This window comes from Virgibacillus profundi (genome assembly GCF_002287375.1).
Classification (GTDB): Bacteria; Bacillota; Bacilli; order Bacillales; family Amphibacillaceae; genus Virgibacillus_K; species Virgibacillus_K profundi.
In genome coordinates, this window is the sequence record NZ_NPOA01000015.1 from 116229 (window position 1) to 134169 (window position 17941).

Below are 17941 nucleotides of genomic sequence, written 5' to 3' on the forward strand. Positions count from 1 at the left end.
TTGCTTTTTAACCTTCTCTGTTTCTATAGAAGACGACGTAATTACTGTTTGCTATAAGTATTTGCAATAATCGCCGTTCGGGATCGCTGCGGGCGGATGCTTTCCGCGGGCACGGCCTCAGCCTCCTCGAGAAAACCACTCTGCGGGGTCTTCGGACACGTGCTGTTCCCGCAGGAGTCACCGCCCTTCACTCACCCGAACTAGTGAGGTGGTTCGAAGTTTTAATATTGATTACTAATACTGTTTAACGGTAGTAACCGAAATACCAGCGGAAGAAATATACGAAGACTCCTGCGGGAGGAAAGGCATAGGTGAGACCCCACAGTGCGTAGCACGAGGAGGCTCACCAGCCGCCCGCGGAAAGCGAAGTATATTTCTGGAGCGATAATTACGCACCTTTCATCATCTCTAATTACGTCGTCTTTTACATCGACTATGGTGCAGATAACAACAAGTCTTTTGGTGGGGTGAGTAATCTCAGTCCCCAATCACTTCGGTGGGACGAGCAGTGTGCAGTCCCAATCTATGCGAAAACAGCCTATATTTTAGTATATCATGTATTAACAATACCTCAAACAGAGTATCTTTTTCTATTTATAAAATTATAAGAATAGCAAATCATTACAACGTATGATAAATTTATCTGGAATAAATCTATTGTTACAGGTAGAGAAACTCTATTAAATTGACACTACCCGGCAAGGTGGTAACATTTAGTTAACAGCAAATATAGCGTGATGGAGGGAAGTGGATATACATATGAAGACAACAGAACAATACAGACCCTTATTTAAAACGATCGTTCTACCAAATGGTATTGAATTAGATAATCGCTTTGTCCTATCCCCGATGATTACGAATTCCTCAACCGTTGAAGGTTATGTTACGCAGGAAGATTTGGCTTATGCACAGCGACGTGCTTGTTCAGCACCTTTACAAATTACAGGTGCTGCGTATATCGAGGAATATGGGCAATTGTTTGAATATGGCTTTAGTATCGATGATGATCGCAGCATCGATGGTCTCAAGAAACTTGCCGGGGCGATGAAAAAAGACGGTGCTAAGGCAATTATTCAATTAACACATGCTGGTCGTTTCTCCAAAATATCGCTTAAGGATTTTGGTGTCGTTTATGGTCCAAGTAAAATGAACCTGAAGAGTCCCGTTGAACATACGGTCTTACCGATGACTAAACGTAAAATCGGGCATGTCATTACGCAATATGCTGACGCAACCCGTCGTGCGATTAAAGCTGGTTTTGACGGTGTTGAAATTTCAAGTGCCCAGCGCTTATTAATTCAAACGTTTTTATCCACTTTTTCAAATCAGCGTGATGATGAATACGGCGTGCAAACTATTGAAAATCGTTCACGTTTTGGTATCGAAGTGGTGGAGGCTGTTCAGAAAGTTATTGATGAAGAAGCACCTGCTGACTTTATTCTCGGGTTTAGAGCCACATCGGAAGAAACGCGCGGCAATGAAATTGGTTACAGTGTAGAAGACTTCCTTTACTTCATGGATCGAATTATGGAAGTAGCAAATATCCAATATTTAGCTACTGCAAGTTGGGGCAAGAACATTTATAAACAAACGATTCGCCAAGGTAATTTTAAAAATGAATTCATGAATCAGGTTGTGTACGAACATATCGCTGGTCGTATTCCGGTTATGGCTACAGGTGGCATCAACACACCAGAAAAGGCACTGGAAGCTTTCCAATTTTCTGATATGGTCGGTGCGTCTACACCTTTCGTTACCGAACCTGGCTTTGTTACCAAATTAAAAGAGGGCAGGGAAGATGAGATTAACTTAGGTTTTTCTCCAGAAGAGCTAGCTGATTTAGCGATTCCCGAAAGCGCCTTTAAAGACATTGTCGAATTAATGGATATCGGTGGATCCCTTTCAGAGGGTGCCCGTCAAAACCTTCGCAAATTGTATAAATAGTTCTAGACCATCACAAAAAACACCAATTCTTATTAAACTCATTTAGAGGTAAGGCTTGGTGTTTTTTCTTTGCCAATTAAAAAATACATCCTCCATAAAGAAGGATGTACTGTTAAAGATCTAAAAATTATTCAGCCATTTTCGCAAAAGCTCTTCCTACAGCTTCAATCGTTTCGTCAATGTCAGCTTCTGTGTGCTCTGTTGTTAAAAACCATGCTTCAAATTTAGAAGGTGCCAGGTTCACACCTTGCTCAAGCATTAACTGGAAAAACTTCGCAAAAGCTTCGCCATCAGTAGCTTCAGCCTGTTCGAAATTTGTGATTTTCGAGTCGCCAAAGTACACGGTTAAAGCACCACATAAGCGATTGATAGAAATTGGAATCCCGTTAAAACGTGCTTTTTCCAAAATCCCAATCTCCAGCTGTTCGCCTAGCTGATCCAGTTTTTCATATACTCCATCTGCTTGTAAAACTTCCAGGCAGGCGATACCGGATGCCATGGAAGCAGGGTTTCCGGCCATGGTTCCTGCCTGATAGGCTGGACCTAAAGGTGCAACTTGTTCCATAATATCCTTACGTCCACCGTAAGCTCCAATTGGCAAGCCACCACCAATGATTTTCCCCATTGCTGTCATGTCAGGCTCTATCCCATATACTTGCTGGGCACTTCCATAAGTAAATCGAAATGCAGTAATTATTTCATCATAAATAACCAATGCCCCGGCATCATGTGTTAAATCATTTACAGCTTTTAGGAACCCTTCATGTGGCTCAACAATGCCAAAGTTCCCTACAATAGGTTCAACTAAAACAGCCGCAATTTGATCTCCCCAATGGTCCAATGCTTCCTTAAATGCATCTAAATTATTAAATGGAACTGTAATAACATCCTCTGCAACTGACTTCGGAATTCCTGCAGAGTCTGGGGTACCTAATGTTGCAGGGCCTGATCCAGCCTCTACAAGTACTGCATCGAAATGTCCGTGATAGCTTCCGGCAAATTTGATTATTTTTGTCCGATCGGTATAGGCACGTGCAACACGGACCGTTGTCATTACCGCTTCTGTACCGGAGTTTACAAAACGTACTTTTTCCAATGAAGGAATCGCATCCTTCAGCATTTTTGCAAATTGATTTTCTAGGCGTGTAGGTGTGCCGTACAGTACACCGGTTGTCGCCGCATGTGCAATAGCTTTAGCAATATGTGGGTGGGCATGTCCGGTAATTATTGGACCATATGCTGCCAGATAATCAATATATTTATTCCCGTCAACATCCCAGAAATAGGCACCCTGGCCACGCTCCATATAAACTGGTGAACCGCCGCCAACTGCTTTATAGGCACGGGATGGTGAGTTTACACCACCAACAATATGTTCAAGTGCTTCTTCATGTAATCTTTTTGATTTGGTAAAATCCATCTAAAATATCCTCCCTGACTATCAAAATCCATCAATCACATTTAATACTATAACAAAAAAACGAAATGAACCCATAATTATTCATTGCACATAAAGATTTTACATAACTTTTTTTAGTTTTGATGTATAAATATTCCGGATAAAAATAAAGTTTGCAAAATGAATGATGAAATAAATGGTAATGACAATAATGACAGGTAATGTAACTGATGTAGAAAGCATGTTAGAGAGTGCTTTAAAAGCAAAGCCTGCATGAACAAGCGCAACAAAAAATGGAATAAAAAACAAAAGTGCCAATTGTTTTGTTGCTATTTTCCTCATTTCCTTATCAGTCAAACCGATTCGATATAAGGAATGGAAATGATGTAAATCCTTATCCAAGCCCTGATACATTCGAAAATAAAGAATAGATCCGGCTGCTAAAAAGAATAGAACACTAATAAATATACCGAAAAAGAAAAGGTAGGACATTGCCTCTTTATTCGTCGTGTAGAACTGTGCCTGTGAATCCGAAAATGCAATATCATAATCAATATTTCCGTTTCCAACGATGGTTGCAATTTCCTCGGCATAATTAGTCCAATTTGGTATATCCATGACATAATTATAGTAAATTTCATTTCCTTTTGCCGCTGTATAAAATCGATCAAATAGATCATCTGAAACAATTAGGGGAAAAGAAACATAAAAGCTTCTGTTCAGCGTATTGTCAGATGATTCAACCGCAACGTTAACTTTTTCATTCTCCGATTCTATCGTGAAATGCTCAGGTAATTCAAATTCCATTTGGGGGGAAACAAAATCATCCATCAAAACAAATGCATTCCCATTATCTATGTTAAACGGAACAGTATCGCCATTTAATTCCACCATTTCTTTGTAATCAGAATAGGAATATACCATTAACCATGTGTCATTCCATCTGCTGTCACTTGAGTTAACTTTTACCTGTGTCGAATTAACCTGCAATGCTTCAAAAGGAATATTCTCTTCATGAAAGCTTTGTTTAACCTGCTTCGTTTCATCACGAAAAGCCGCTTCATTTGTTTTTCCTTTGCTGATTAGGGTAACATCCTGTGGAGCAAACCGCTCTGCCTGCATTTCCACACTTTGAAATAACCCATACAATACACCGGAAGAGGTGAAAGCAACTGCGCTTAAAATGGTAACAAAAAATAATAACCTGGCATTATCCTTTAATTTAAATGTTAAATCAGAAACAGTTAGCATATTTAAATGATGATAATAATATTTTTTATTGCGTTTGAGCCCATTAGTTAGTGCAATACTTAACTGTGTAAAAAGAAAATAGGTTCCAGGAATAATTAATATTAATATAGGAAGCATTCGGAGCATCATAGATACCAAATCAGCAGTATAGGCTAAATAATAGGCAGTTCCAATGGCTCCAAGCGATAAAATGCTTAAAGCTTTAGAGAACTTCGGTGCTTTTTTAGGTGACTTCGAACCACGGAAAACTTCCATGATTGATTTTGTACGTAATGTCCAGACAACTGCGAGTGAATTCAATTCAAACATAATGAAAAATAATCCAGCGGTTATACCAATTGCTTTTAAAGATAGGAAAAATGGCAAGACCTCACCTAAACCAAGTACTGCGGAAAAAACCATTAAAAATAGCTTTGTCAGTAATGCGCCTATTATAATTCCTGTCACAATAGAAGTGATTCCAATAATTGTATTTTCCAAAATAAGCAGTCGGTTTAATTGAGATTTACTAATACCAAGAGTTGTGAGCAGACCATATTCCCGTTTTCTCGATTTAATAAAGGAGTCTGTTGAATAGAGAACAAATAAAAAAGAAAATCCATAGATAATAACCTCTGAAACAATTATTCCACGTTGAACGATGTCACGAAATTCATAATTTGCGATGTCAGGATGAAAAACGATTACGGCATACATGAAGAATACAGTTACTGCAAACACGCAACTCAAAAAGTAACTTAAATAGGCACGTGTATTTCGTTTAACATTATTAAATGCGAATTGTCTGAAAGTCATCCATATTTCCTCCCAACAATGACTGCACATTTAAAATGTCCTGGAAAAAGGTTTGGCGATTGTCCCCGCGATGGATTTCATTAAATAATTTACCATCCTTAATAAAAATTACACGGCCACAAAAGCTTGCTGCAAAGGGATCATGGGTGACCATCAAGGTCGTTGTTTTTCTAACTTCCTGCAGTTTACTTAATGATTCCATCACTTGAAGGGAGGCTTTCGAATCAAGGTTTCCTGTTGGTTCATCTGCAAAAATGATGGTGGGGTCATGAATAATGGCGCGTGCTATCGCTGCACGCTGCATTTGTCCGCCAGACACTTCGTAAATCCTTTTATGAATAATTGCATCGATTCCCAGTTGCTTCGTAACGATTACAAGTCTTTTTTCCATCTCTTTTACTTTCACTTTATTTAATGTTAATGGAAGTAAAATGTTTTCACCGATTGTCAGTGTGTCCAACAGATTATAATCCTGAAAAATAAACCCCATCTCTTTCCGGCGAAACTTCGCCAATTTATTTTTAGCTAGGGAAGTAATTGTTGAACCATTTATATTTATTTTTCCCGATGTGGGTGTGTCGATGGTTGATAATAAATTTAGTAATGTTGTTTTACCGCTTCCGGATGGACCCATAATTCCGATAAACTCACCACTACTTACGGTTAAATTAAAGTGTTGTAATGCTTCGTATTGCATACTGCTTTTACTGCCATAAACCATTGATAAATTTTCCGCTGTTAATATCGACATCAGCTTGCCTCCTTGCTGCCTGCGGGGATCTTTTTTTATCAGTCTGATTAAACCTTCCTTATATTATATCGCAGTGGACTATTTACCACCTATCGTTCTTTCTTTCAAATGAAAAAACAAACCTTACATAGTTGTAAGGTTAAGGATTCTGAAAAGTAATGGTGACTGCTGTCCCTTTATCCTGCACTGACGTTATTTCCAAATCATGACCAAGTGCATCACAGATTTGCTTTGATAAATACAGACCCATTCCAGTCGACTCCCGGAATGTTCGTCCATTTAGACCAGTGAAAAATGGATCAAAAACCCTGTTTAAATCCTGGGTTGGAATGCCATGTCCTGTATCGCGGATCTCCAGGGTCAATGTCTTAGCCTTTTCCATTACGGTAAAATATATTTTATCTGATGATTCTTTTGAATATTTGATCGCATTGGAAAGCAGCTGTGTAATAACAAAGCGAAACCATTTCGGATCTGTGGCAACCGTAATTGTCTCATCGATGGTAACGGTTGGAAATACATGATGACGAATGAAGCTAGACTTAAACTCCTGAATCACATCGGTTACCATTGGTTTAAGGGCTAGCTTTTGCACATGGAAATCACGATCAAATTTTTGCAAGCGTGATTGATATAAGACAAGATCCAGTCCCTGCTGCAGTCGTTCCAGCTCCTCGGTCATGCTATGATAATAATCCTCCGGCAAATTTAATTTTTCTTTTTGCATCGTTAAGTGCATCACGGAAACAGGTGTCTTCATTTGATGCACCCATTGCTGAATAAAATTGAATTCCAGTTGTTTTTGCTGCTCTAGCTTGTCAACTTCTTCAGCATAGCGATTTGTTTTTATGTCATGCTGTCTTTTTATATTTTCCAATAAGTGATTAGGTGCCTCCGGAAAGCTTTCGATAGCCTGCTCATGCTTGATGTAAAAATCACGAAATTTACCGTATCGAAATAATAAAAACACGATGAGGCAGAAGGTTGGTAAAACAATTAAATAAATGAGTATATCAGGCCCCATAGATTGACCAGCAATAATCGAAGCCAGCTGAGCAATACCTATGATAAGAACACATTGGGAGTAAAAAAATAAAATAAAGGGCAGGTTGTCTTTTAAAAAATCTCTCATTCCTTTTCGCTCCATGTATCACTCATTTTGTATCCAGCCCCTCTAACTGTTTGAATGCTTTTTTGAATGCCGATTTCCTCCAGTTTCTTTCGCAGTCTTGTAATATTAACCGATAGCGTATTGTCATCGACAAAATGTTCATCATCCCATAGTATTTCCAGCAAATACGTTCTGGATAAAACCTGGTTTAACCGATCGATAAATGCTTTAAGTAAAATAAATTCATTCTTTGTCAGGACTGCAGACTTGTTGTCATATTCTATTTCCATGGCGGTTAAATGTAAATAAAAGCCATTTACCTCCAAAAAGTCAGCCTGCTTACTTAGTGCATACTCGCCATAAATCCGGCGAATGATCCCTTTAATTTTTGCTTGAACAACGTCAAAATTAAATGGTTTGGTTATATAATCATCACCGCCATTTTCAATTGCCATCACCTGATCCATTCCGGAATCACGAGCGGATATGAAAATAATCGGGCAGTTTGAGATACTGCGGATTTGCCTGCACCAATAAAAACCATCATAGCGGGGCAGGTTTATATCCATTAATACAAGATGTGGATCTACCGTTTTAAATTCATCAATAATTTTATCAAACGCCTCAACAAGCTCAACCTTGTATTCATATCGTTCCAGGTATTCTTTTAACAGCTGGGCAATTTTCGGATCATCTTCAATCAGAAAAATTCTTTTCAAAATAAACCACCGCTTTCTTTGCTCTAGTTTTATCCTATCGTATTCCAATGGAAAAATAAATGACAAGCTTGTCTTTATAAGAGCATATGTATAGTAGTGGATGTTCAAAAAGTTCAGGTTATCCTCTTTTTTGAACACGCTCATATAGAACAATTAAAAAGGGGCGCGGTATGAATATCATTCCATGGATTTCTATTGCTGTAATATGCTTTATTGTCCTAAAGAGTCTGAGTGAATTTATTCGGGGTGGAAAAATCAAAAGGCGAATGGAGATGCGGGACAGCCGTTTTTCGGTGGAGCTGTTTTATATATTATTGATCATTTATAGTATTGTTATTATCGGATTTGGGTTGATCTATTTTATTCTTTCCTTTCAGGGGATTATCCTGGTAGAAGATGGGGAGTTGAGACAGGTTAATGTTTTGGGTTCTGTTATTCATTCGATGTATTTTAGTGGGGTAACATTATTAACGATTGGTTATGGTGATATTACACCAATTGGGATTGGCCGGTTTATCGCATTAATTCAAGCCCTGATTGGATATGTGCTGCCAACAGCATTTGTTTTAAAACTCGTTCAGTCAGGTCAGAGAAACAGTGAGGAATGATTCATTATCTTCCATATGATATAGTGAAGGTAGAATAATTGTATGGAGGTATCGTTAATGACAGTAGAAGTTGGACAACAAGTAGCAGATTTCACTTTGCCAAGTCAGAATGGGGAAAAGGTGAGCCTGTCTGATTTTAAAGGCAAGCATGTTGTTTTATATTTTTATCCGAAAGACATGACACCAGGCTGTACAACAGAGGCATGTGATTTTAGAGATAATCATGAAAAATTTGGTGAGCTTGATGCAGTGATTATTGGCGTAAGCCCGGATCCAGTGGAACAGCATCAGAAATTCATAGACAAGCATGATCTGCCATTCTTACTATTAGCGGATGAAGATCATAAACTAGCCGAGGATTTCGAAGTCTGGAAGCTGAAAAATAATTTCGGAAAAGAGTATTACGGAATTGAGCGGTCAACTTTCATCATCGATAAAGAAGGCAAGCTGCAAAAAGAATTCCGCAAAGTAAGTGTAAAAGGACATGTGGAAGAAGCATTGGAATATATTCGCGAAGAATTATAAATGATATAGGAAGCAGTCCTGATAGCGGGGCTGCTTTTTGTTTGGAATTTTTTAATTAGGCTGTTTTTAAAGAATATTGTTTTTGCCGCAAAAGATATAAAAGACGACGTAACTAAAGATGATGAAAGGTGCGTAATTACCGCTCCAGAAATATACTTCGCTTTCCGCGGGTGGCTGGTGAGCCTCCTCGTGCTACGCACTGTGGGGTCTCACCTATGCCTTTCCTCCCGCAGGAGTCTTCGTATATTTCTTCCGCTAGTATTATGCTTGTCAATTTTAAAAAGTGATTTATCGTTTGATTGAATCAAACAATTGCTATCCACCTTTATGATGTTTGTTTGGAGCGGAGGACCGTTGACTCCTGCGGGAAAAGCACGTGTCTGAAGACCCCGCAGAGTGGTTTTCTCGAGGAGGCTGAAGCCGTGCCCGCGGAAAGCAACGGTCCTCAGCGGAAAACAACCACTCAGATATGTCGCAGTTAATATCTACTACGAATTTTAAAAAGCAACTAAACTTACGAATAGGGCCTTCATTTAAGGATATAAATTGTAGTATTGACTACTGGCAAACTCTAATAATCCTGTACCTCTAAATAAAACCAAACGAAAGTTTCTTTTCATTGTTCAAAAATTAGAAAAACGTTTAGAATAGAAGTAAGAATTAGAATAGGGAGGGGATCTGCTTGATTCTTTTTTCTGCAAAAGTATCCGAAAAACATCGGGAGAAATTAATAGAAAATAATACAGACCAAACTTTTATATTTTGCAATAATATGGATGAAGCCAAAGAACATTTAAATGATGCAGAAATTCTAGTAACTTATGGTAGTGACCTGACAGCTGAATTAGTAAAACACGCGGCCAAGCTGAAATGGATCATGGTGATGTCAGCAGGATTGGAACAAATGCCGTTTAAGGAAATTGAGGAAAAGAATATCGTTGTCACAAATGCAAGGGGAATTCATAAGATTCCCATGGCTGAATATGCGATAGGCATGTTATTGCAAGTGTACCGCCAGGCAAAAGCGTTATATAAAAGTGAAGCGGAACAGCATTGGGATCGTTCTGTACACATGCAGGAAATTACCGGTAAGACCATGCTTATACTCGGAACCGGTTCAATTGGGCAAGAGGTTGCACGTTTGGCCAAAGCTTTTCAGATCAAGACAATTGGTGTATCCAGAAGTGGCAGGGAAGTAGCGTATTTTGATGAGACGCATAAAGTAAATGATATGAAAAACGTATTGCCATATGCAGATTTTGTTGTATCGGTATTGCCAAGCACAAACGAAACAAGCGGACTTTTTACATACGAACATTTTCAGTTGCTGCCGGGTCATGCCGTGTTTTTAAATATGGGGCGGGGAGATTTAGTTCGAAGTGAGGATTTATTAAAGGCGATTCAGGAAAAGGAAATATCCCATGCGATATTGGATGTTTTTGAAGAAGAGCCACTGCCGAAGGAGCATATATTCTGGCAGGAAGAAAATATAACCATAACACCTCATTTATCAGGCATGTCTAAACAGTATACGACTCGTGCATTGGAAATATTTACGGAAAATCTGGATGTATATGTGCAGGGAAAAGCTGAAATGATGAATAAAATAGATTTATCCAGGGGGTATTAATTATGCGTATTTACACACGATCAGGTGATAAGGGAAAAACATCATTAATTTACGGAAAGCGTGTGGCGAAAAATGATTTGCGCGTCGAAGCTTATGGCACATGTGATGAAGCAAACTCGATGATTGGTCTGGGGCTAAGCTTTCTTGATCAGGAAAAGTGGGAAGAGAAGGAAGTATTTCTCGAAAAAATGCACCGTGTTCAAACCATTTTATTTCATGTTGGTGCTGAACTGGCTACACCCGGTGATAAAGAAGTAACCTGGAAGTTGAAACAAGAGCATATTCAGGAGCTGGAAGACCAAATCGATGCATGGGATGAGCAGCTTCAGCCCTTAAAAAACTTCATTTTACCATCCGGACATAGTGCATCAAGTGCCTTGCATACAGCGCGAACAGTTGCCAGAAGAGCAGAGCGTACAGCGGTTGGTCTTGGGGAGGATGTAGTGAATCCATTGGTTGTCTCCTATTTGAACAGACTTTCTGATTTCTTGTTTGTAGCTGCAAGATATGTAAACCAAAGCCTGGGTGGAGAAGAAATTCCATTGAAGGCAGATATGTCAACAGCCAACTACCCTAAAAGATAGTGGCTTGTAAGGGCGCTTAACTTACAAGTTGGTTGATTAGGCCTGAGTATTCCGTAATGCCCAAGGCTGCGAGTTTACTACGTTCATTTAGAATAGATAGGCACCCTGGGATGCTCCACAAGTCCCTTGCAATGCGGACAGTGATTAAATATCTCTGATGGCAAGAGAAGTGTTGCTGTTTTAAAACCTATTTGAACATTGGCGATGTGGACCTACAGCTTATAGCTGAATTACTCTCGTTTAAGGAGTTTTGAATGTGAAAGTACATGTATTAGACAAAAGCGGAAAAGCACTTATGCCAACCAAGAGGTTTGGCAAAGTAAGAAGAATGTTGAAACAGAAAAAAGCAAAAGTTGTGCAGCGAAAACCGTTTACCATTCAATTGCTTTTCGAAACGACAACTCATACGCAAGACTTAACACTAGGGATAGATAGTGGATACAAATACATTGGGGTTTCTGTTGTGTCTGAAAAAGAGGAATTATTATCTGCTGAATTGGAATTGTTAGATGGTGTGAAAAAACGCTTAAAAGAGCGTTCGGATTATCGAAAACAGAGAAGAAGCAGAAAAAGACATCGGGAACCAAGATTTGATAATCGAATTACAAGCAAGAAGAAAGGTTGGTTTGCGCCGACTGTACAGCATAAACTAGATACTCATATTCGGTTTATAGATATGTTAAAAGGAATTCTCCCGATTTCAAAAACTATAATCGAAGTAGCGAATTTCGATATTCAAAAGATTAAAAACCCTGAAATCACAGGAAAACAATATCAAGAAGGAGAAATGATGGGTTTCTGGAATCTCCGTGAATATATCCTTCACAGAGATAAGCATACTTGTCAAAATCCAGATTGCAAGAACAACGAAGCACATCCAATTCTTGAAATACATCATATTGTTTTCAGGGATAACGAAGGTACTGATGCCCCTAGTAATCTAATTACACTTTGCAATAAATGTCACACTTCCGCAAACCATAAAAAAGGGAAATATCTTTATGAGTGGCAAACTAAAAAACCAAAATTGAACAAATTTAGAGATGCTACCTTTATGAGCACGGTCCGCTTTAGACTTGTGAATTTAAAAGATGTTACACATACCTATGGGTATATCACAAAAAATAACCGCATTAGACTAGGGATTAAAAAAACACACTACAACGATGCATTTGTCATTGCAGGTGGAACGGAACACAAAAGAGTGAAACCTATATTTTTCAAACAATCGAGAAGCAATAATCGTTCTTTGCAAAAGTTTTACGATGCGAAGTACATTGATTTAAGAACAGGAAAAAAAGTAGCCGCCGCTGAATTGCACTGTGGTCGAACGAGGAGAAGCAAAAACACTAATGGCGAAAATCTAAAGGGTTTCCGTGGTCAGAAAATTTCAAAAGGAAGAAAAACGATTCGAAAACAACGTTATTTTTATCAGCCTAATGATTTAGTTTATTTCGAAGGTAACTTATGTAAGGTTATAGGAACAATGAACAAAGGAAAAAGTGTTAAGTTAGATAACAAAAAGAATCCAGATCCGAAGAAATTGAAACCATGTAAATATGGAAAAGGAATCGTGGCTATCTAATGGATTATCAATCTAAAAATCACAGCAAATTCTTATTGATGACACATTTAATTTTCGTATGCAAGTATAGAAAAAAGCTATTAAATTATGTCGGAAGCGAAGTGAAAGGTATTCTTATCGACATAACCAGAGAATACGAAAATTAGCATTTTGCAGATTGTAAGGCTTTTAAAACAAATTTCTACTTATAGAATTTGAAAAAGTCAATGCAACTTCTTAAAAAATCATTTTTGGAAAGAGAGAACTTTTTGGAGCGATGGTTATTTTGCATGTTCCATAAGCAACGTTAGTAAAGAAACAATTGAAAAATATATACAAGAACAAGGATAAGGATAAGGGCAGACTAACATCCACTAACCTAAAGGTTTAGTGGTTTTACGCCCAATTCTATATAAAAAAGGATGTCCCGCTAATTTAGGGGACATTTTTATTTATAATTGAATAATTAATAGTTAGTTAGTTATAATTAAATACGGGTTATAATATACTTATATTGACATAATGCCTTGAAACAAAGTAAACTATTTATAAAGATTATAATATAATAATGCTATTATGCTTAGATAAACTATTGAAAGCGAGGTGTTGACGATGTCTGAAAAACACTTAAATGAAGCTATTCATACATTAAAAGAGTCAGGCGTCCGGATCACACCACAACGTCATGCGGTTCTTGAATATCTTCTAAACTCAGGTGTTCATCCGACAGCTGATGAAATTTATAAAGCACTTGAGGGGAAATTTCCTAACATGAGTGTTGCTACAGTCTATAACAATCTGCGTGTATTACGTGAGAACGGACTTATCCGCGAATTGACCTATGGTGATTCCTCAAGCCGATTTGATTGTAATACAACAGAACATTATCACATTATTTGTGATGAATGTGGTAAAATAGTAGATTTTCACTATCCGTCATTAGATGAAGTGGAGTCATTAGCCGAGCAGGTAACAGGCTTTGATGTCAGCCGTCATCGCATGGAGATTTATGGTACATGTGAAATATGCCAAAGCTTGGAAACAACGAAACATTAATCATTCATGATAAAAATCCAAATGCGATTAAGTTGCATTTGGATTTTTTTAGTTTTAGAGCAAAGTCCTACTTCCTGAATTGTACGGGCACCCATTCCCTTACACTGTTGATCAGCCAGAGGCGTGAGCATGAATCAAGTTCATCTAGCATTACCCTGCGTTCGGTAAGACTTCCATCCTTCAGCAATGCTTCCCTGAATGTTCCGGCCAGCAGTCCACATGCAACCGGCGGGGTATAAAGTTTGTTGTTCATTTCCACTACTACATTCCCCATGGTAAATTCAGTTATTTCATGGTCCTGATTCCACAGGAGAACATCAAAAACGTCTTGATGCTGCTCCAGTCTATTTTCATAAACTGTACGATTTGTTGTTTTATGATATAAAAATATATCTTCCTTATCGATAGATGTATTTGCTAAAGCTACTTCCATTGAATGCTGAAAAGGCTGCGTTACTTTCCCTTCCATGTTAATACTTCCATCTTTGTTTACGAGTAAACGTACTTTCCACTGTCTATCTATATGTTTTTCTGCAAAATCCAGAAGCTTTTCCCTGATTGATTTCAAATTTATCTCAAATCGAAAGTATGCTGCAGACTGCTGCAATCGTTTTAAATGATTTTCGAGCACCAGATACTTTCCTTCTCTAAGTCCGAGTGATTCCAATAGTTGAAATTCATCATGTCTGACATGTAATACCTTTGTTTTTGTTAAAACTTCCCCATACTCTTCCTTATCAGTCGAATCCCGGGTTATCCCGCCACCAACACCGTATTGTGCTCTATTATTTTCGTTATCTATCAATACAGTTCGAATCGGGACATTGAAGATTGCTTCCTGATCCGGAGTGATATAGCCAATTGCTCCACAATATACTTCACGCGGACTATCTTCCAGTTCATCAATTATATTCATTGTACTAACCTTAGGCGCACCAGTGATGGACCCACATGGGAATAAGGCTTTGAAAATGTCAGCTATCCCAAGATTTGCTGCGATTTCGGCAGTAACAGTTGAAGTCATCTGGTAAACAGTCGGATATTTTTCAATCGTAAATAAATGTGGAACTTCCACAGTACCAGGGTTGGCAATTGCGCCTAATTCGTCTTTCATTAGATCGACTATCATTGCATTTTCTGTCCTGTTTTTTTCAGAATGATAGAGCCACTGGGCATTTGTTCTATCCTCTTCCTCATTTATCCCGCGACCAATGGTTCCTTTCATTGGTTTGGAAGTGATTTTTCCGTCCTTTAAATGAAAGAATAGTTCGGGTGAAGCAGACAGTATCGTGAAATCGCCAGTATCAAGATATGCAGCGTAATTAGCTGACCCAAGCTTTTGCAATTGATTATAGTAAGAAATGGTATCACCACTAAAATGTGACTGCATCCGGAGCGTATAATTTACCTGACGTGTATCTCCTTGTTCTATATAGTTTTTGATTTTAGCAATGCTGGAATTAAATCGATCTACATTTGTTGTTGGAATCCATTCAGTAGTTTGAAATGCTCTTGAGCTTTTTAATGGTTCATCGTGGGGATTATCAAAAATACCGAACCATAGTAAAGGCATCAGGTGATTTGGCTTAACCCGAAAATTATGATTAAATGCCGGTGAAGCTTCATAAGAAATATAACCTGCAGCATAAAAACCGGAATTTACCGCTTCCTGTACTTTTTGCAAGGCGGGAATAACTTCTTCTATAGAGAGAGCACTAATTATGTCCCGTGGATTTTTAAAGAGTATTGCCTGTTGATTATTAGCAAAATCGAATTGAAGTAATGGATTCAAATAGATAGCCTCCTTCATTGAATGAATGGTGTACCGAATCAAACATCTTTATTGCTAATTATAGTTACACCTATGCAAATAGGAAAGTTTGAATACTATCCTATTTGCCAAAAAAATCCGTCAATCGATGACGGATTTTACTCTGAGGTGTTTTTTTGTTCTTCTTTTAGTTCTCTTCTATATTTACGTGTATTGTATTTTTCATCAAATTCTTTACCTTCCAAGTTCTTATCGAGTGTCAACGTTTGTTTGCAGTGCATACAAGCATCAACCCGGCCAAGCATTTTTGTTGGTTTCTCGCAATTTGGACATACAATTGGAATTGCTTTTAATGACAATGTTCCGATCCAGACGTAAACCATACAACTTAAAACAATCATTAATACACCAAGGATAAAGAAAATTAATACCAACCAATCAATACCTCTTGATAATATTCCTCCATACATTAAAAGAATGCCACCAAAAATTAAAATCAATGCAAAGGATCTTATTTTATTTATTTTACTTGAATACATTAGTCGAGCCATAGTTGTCCTCCTTAAATATTACATAGGTAGTATAGCATATTTTTAAAAAATATTCGTTGAAGAAAAAAGGATTTCACGTAAATGTAACGAAATATATATATAGTATTGAGAGAACAAAATACTTCAGTACGTCTTGTTTAGCGATATATAGACTGCGCCAGTACATGGCTGTCTATGTCCAGGGATTAACTAAAGCTATATTTCTATACACTACCCCAATATAAACTAAACTTAGAAAAAATGGAGGAAATCAATGATGGATAATTTCCTAAGACCGATATATCAAGAACATGCAAGTGACTCAAATACACTAGGTGTTCTTGTAATGGAGAAAACAAAACCAACCAGTCCGATCACAGATAATTTTGATGTGATATTACTTATAATAATTAATGAAGCAAATCAATCCTGGCATGTAAAACATTACGAATTTGCTGAGAAAACTGCAGCATTGCATGTGGTTACAGAGAATTTATTAATGAAATGGATCGATACAAGTGGATACCGCAGAGCTGTAGAGTGGATTATTTATGGTAGAGTAATTTTTGATCGTAATGAATATATTAGTAATTTAAAGGATCAGCTAAGAGACTTTCCTTATGATAAAAGAGATTTACGAAAAGTAATTGAATTCGGTAAGCTCGTCAAAAGCTACAGTGAAGCAAAAGAGCTATATGAATCAAATGAATATAAAGATGCGAACAGTAAAATACTTTATTCCCTTCATTATCTGGCTCGATTGGCAGTGATTGAAAAGGGCTATTATCCTGAAGTAACTGTATGGAGGCAAGTGAAACAAATCGATCTCGAAGTTTATAAATTATATGAAGAGTTTATTGAAAGCACCGAAGAAATGGAGAAACGCATTCAATTGATGCTCATTGCAATGGACTTTGTCATAAAGAGCAGGGCAAGGGTATCCGTAAAACATTTATTAGATACGATGCAATCAAAAGATACACCTTGGGTATATGGAGAATTAAAGGCCTTGCCTCAGGTAGCTTCCTATACATTAGATCTTACAGCAATAATTTCTTACATGGTGGAAAAAAATATTATTGAAATCGTGAAGGAGGAAACAAAAGGGTACGGTGTATATCATCGAATGTACGTTGTAAATAATGATGCACCTTTTTAGTCGACCCTGAATAGAATTATGTGTGGTTTGTGTTTCCAATGTTGATAAAGAAGCTTGAACTTAACTTGATGTTCCTTTATTAACATTGGTTTATTTACCCCGGTAATATGAAAGTAAATTATTTGTAAAAAAATCGTTGACTTTGTAAATTAACCATGATAAAGTTAATGTCGTTGCAAAGTTCCCGTTGGAATTAGCGACAAAAAGTTAAAAATACTTGTTGACATCATATAAGTCGATGTGGTATATTGATAAAGTCGCCGAATTGAGAGCGACAAGAAATTTGCTCCTTGAAAACTGAACAAAACAACCAGTATGTCAAGAAGAACATGTATTGTTTTTCTTAAGTAACAAATCAGAAGGTAACACTTCTGAAAAGCTAAGACAATTGATAGGATCGATTGGTGTCGATTTCTATTCAAACTTTTTTGGAGAGTTTGATCTTGGCTCAGGACGAACGCTGGCGGCGTGCCTAATACATGCAAGTCGAGCGCGGGAAGCAAGGGATCACCCTTCGGGGTGTGAACTTGTGGAACGAGCGGCG

At 37.8% G+C, this 17941-nt stretch carries 15 protein-coding genes, 1 rRNA gene and 1 pseudogene; 10 read left to right on the plus strand and 7 right to left on the minus strand.

The genetic code is table 11. The features are described 5' to 3' along the window. Positions 1–759: 759 nt before the first annotated feature. The gene (locus CIL05_RS18805) at positions 760–1944 is read left to right on the plus strand and encodes an NADH-dependent flavin oxidoreductase (protein ID WP_095657076.1); all 1185 of its coding nucleotides are present in this window, start codon (positions 760–762) and stop codon (positions 1942–1944) included. A gap of 127 nt (positions 1945–2071) precedes the next feature. Here the strand turns inward: CIL05_RS18805 and CIL05_RS18810 are convergent, their stop codons facing one another. The 5 genes from CIL05_RS18810 to CIL05_RS18830 all read right to left on the minus strand — a co-directional run bounded on the left by CIL05_RS18810 (position 2072) and on the right by CIL05_RS18830 (position 7970). Continuing rightward, on the minus strand, positions 2072–3364 hold the full coding sequence (locus CIL05_RS18810) for a glutamate-1-semialdehyde 2,1-aminomutase (RefSeq protein ID WP_095657077.1): 1293 nt from the start codon (positions 3362–3364) through the stop codon (positions 2072–2074). 99 nt (positions 3365–3463) lie between these two features. Beyond that, the gene (locus CIL05_RS18815; protein WP_095657078.1) at positions 3464–5389 is read right to left on the minus strand and encodes an FtsX-like permease family protein; all 1926 of its coding nucleotides are present in this window, start codon (positions 5387–5389) and stop codon (positions 3464–3466) included. Next, positions 5364–6140, minus strand: a complete 777-nt coding sequence (locus CIL05_RS18820; RefSeq protein WP_095657079.1) for an ABC transporter ATP-binding protein — start codon at positions 6138–6140, stop codon at positions 5364–5366. The genes CIL05_RS18815 and CIL05_RS18820 overlap by 26 nt, the downstream gene beginning before the upstream one ends. A gap of 139 nt (positions 6141–6279) precedes the next feature. Next, a complete protein-coding gene (locus CIL05_RS18825) occupies positions 6280–7272 on the minus strand; it encodes a sensor histidine kinase (protein WP_165769171.1) in 993 nt (330 codons plus the stop codon). Then, positions 7269–7970 (minus strand): response regulator transcription factor, encoded by a 702-nt coding sequence (locus CIL05_RS18830; RefSeq protein WP_095657081.1) that lies wholly within the window; start codon positions 7968–7970, stop codon positions 7269–7271. The genes CIL05_RS18825 and CIL05_RS18830 overlap by 4 nt, the downstream gene beginning before the upstream one ends. A 170-nt stretch (positions 7971–8140) precedes the next feature. Here CIL05_RS18830 and CIL05_RS18835 point away from each other — a divergent pair, with 170 nt between their 5' ends. The 7 genes and pseudogenes from CIL05_RS18835 to perR all read left to right on the plus strand — a co-directional run bounded on the left by CIL05_RS18835 (position 8141) and on the right by perR (position 13937). Beyond that, positions 8141–8578, plus strand: coding sequence for a potassium channel family protein (locus CIL05_RS18835; protein WP_095657082.1), 438 nt, complete (start codon positions 8141–8143; stop codon positions 8576–8578). A gap of 57 nt (positions 8579–8635) precedes the next feature. Further along, positions 8636–9103: a thioredoxin-dependent thiol peroxidase gene (bcp, locus tag CIL05_RS18840; RefSeq protein ID WP_095657083.1), complete on the plus strand. Its 468-nt coding sequence runs from the start codon at positions 8636–8638 to the stop codon at positions 9101–9103. A gap of 682 nt (positions 9104–9785) precedes the next feature. Further along, positions 9786–10733, plus strand: coding sequence for a D-2-hydroxyacid dehydrogenase (locus tag CIL05_RS18845; RefSeq protein WP_095657084.1), 948 nt, complete (start codon positions 9786–9788; stop codon positions 10731–10733). A gap of 2 nt (positions 10734–10735) precedes the next feature. Further along, positions 10736–11317 (plus strand): cob(I)yrinic acid a,c-diamide adenosyltransferase, encoded by a 582-nt coding sequence (locus tag CIL05_RS18850; protein WP_095657085.1) that lies wholly within the window; start codon positions 10736–10738, stop codon positions 11315–11317. Positions 11318–11573: 256 nt separating this feature from the next. Next, positions 11574–12902: an RNA-guided endonuclease IscB gene (gene iscB, locus CIL05_RS18855; protein WP_206207805.1), complete on the plus strand. Its 1329-nt coding sequence runs from the start codon at positions 11574–11576 to the stop codon at positions 12900–12902. Then, positions 12902–13232 (plus strand): annotated as a pseudogene (locus CIL05_RS18860) (transposase). Before iscB ends, CIL05_RS18860 begins: the two are co-directional and overlap by 1 nt. Positions 13233–13493: 261 nt before the next feature. Continuing rightward, positions 13494–13937, plus strand: a complete 444-nt coding sequence (gene perR / locus CIL05_RS18865) for a peroxide-responsive transcriptional repressor PerR (RefSeq protein ID WP_095657087.1) — start codon at positions 13494–13496, stop codon at positions 13935–13937. A 67-nt stretch (positions 13938–14004) separates the two neighbouring features. Here the strand turns inward: perR and pabB are convergent, their stop codons facing one another. Further along, positions 14005–15729 carry an aminodeoxychorismate synthase component I gene (gene pabB / locus CIL05_RS18870; RefSeq protein ID WP_338066954.1) on the minus strand — a complete coding sequence of 575 codons (1725 nt, stop codon included), beginning with the start codon at positions 15727–15729 and terminating at the stop codon, positions 14005–14007. A gap of 137 nt (positions 15730–15866) precedes the next feature. Continuing rightward, positions 15867–16259 (minus strand): YgzB family protein, encoded by a 393-nt coding sequence (locus tag CIL05_RS18875; protein ID WP_095657089.1) that lies wholly within the window; start codon positions 16257–16259, stop codon positions 15867–15869. Positions 16260–16515: 256 nt separating this feature from the next. On the opposite strand from CIL05_RS18875, the gene CIL05_RS18880 reads away from it, so the two are divergent. Further along, positions 16516–17397, plus strand: a complete 882-nt coding sequence (locus CIL05_RS18880) for a nucleotidyltransferase-like protein (RefSeq protein ID WP_095657097.1) — start codon at positions 16516–16518, stop codon at positions 17395–17397. Positions 17398–17822: 425 nt separating this feature from the next. Further along, positions 17823–17941: ribosomal RNA gene (locus CIL05_RS18885) — 16S ribosomal RNA — on the plus strand; the annotation flags it as partial.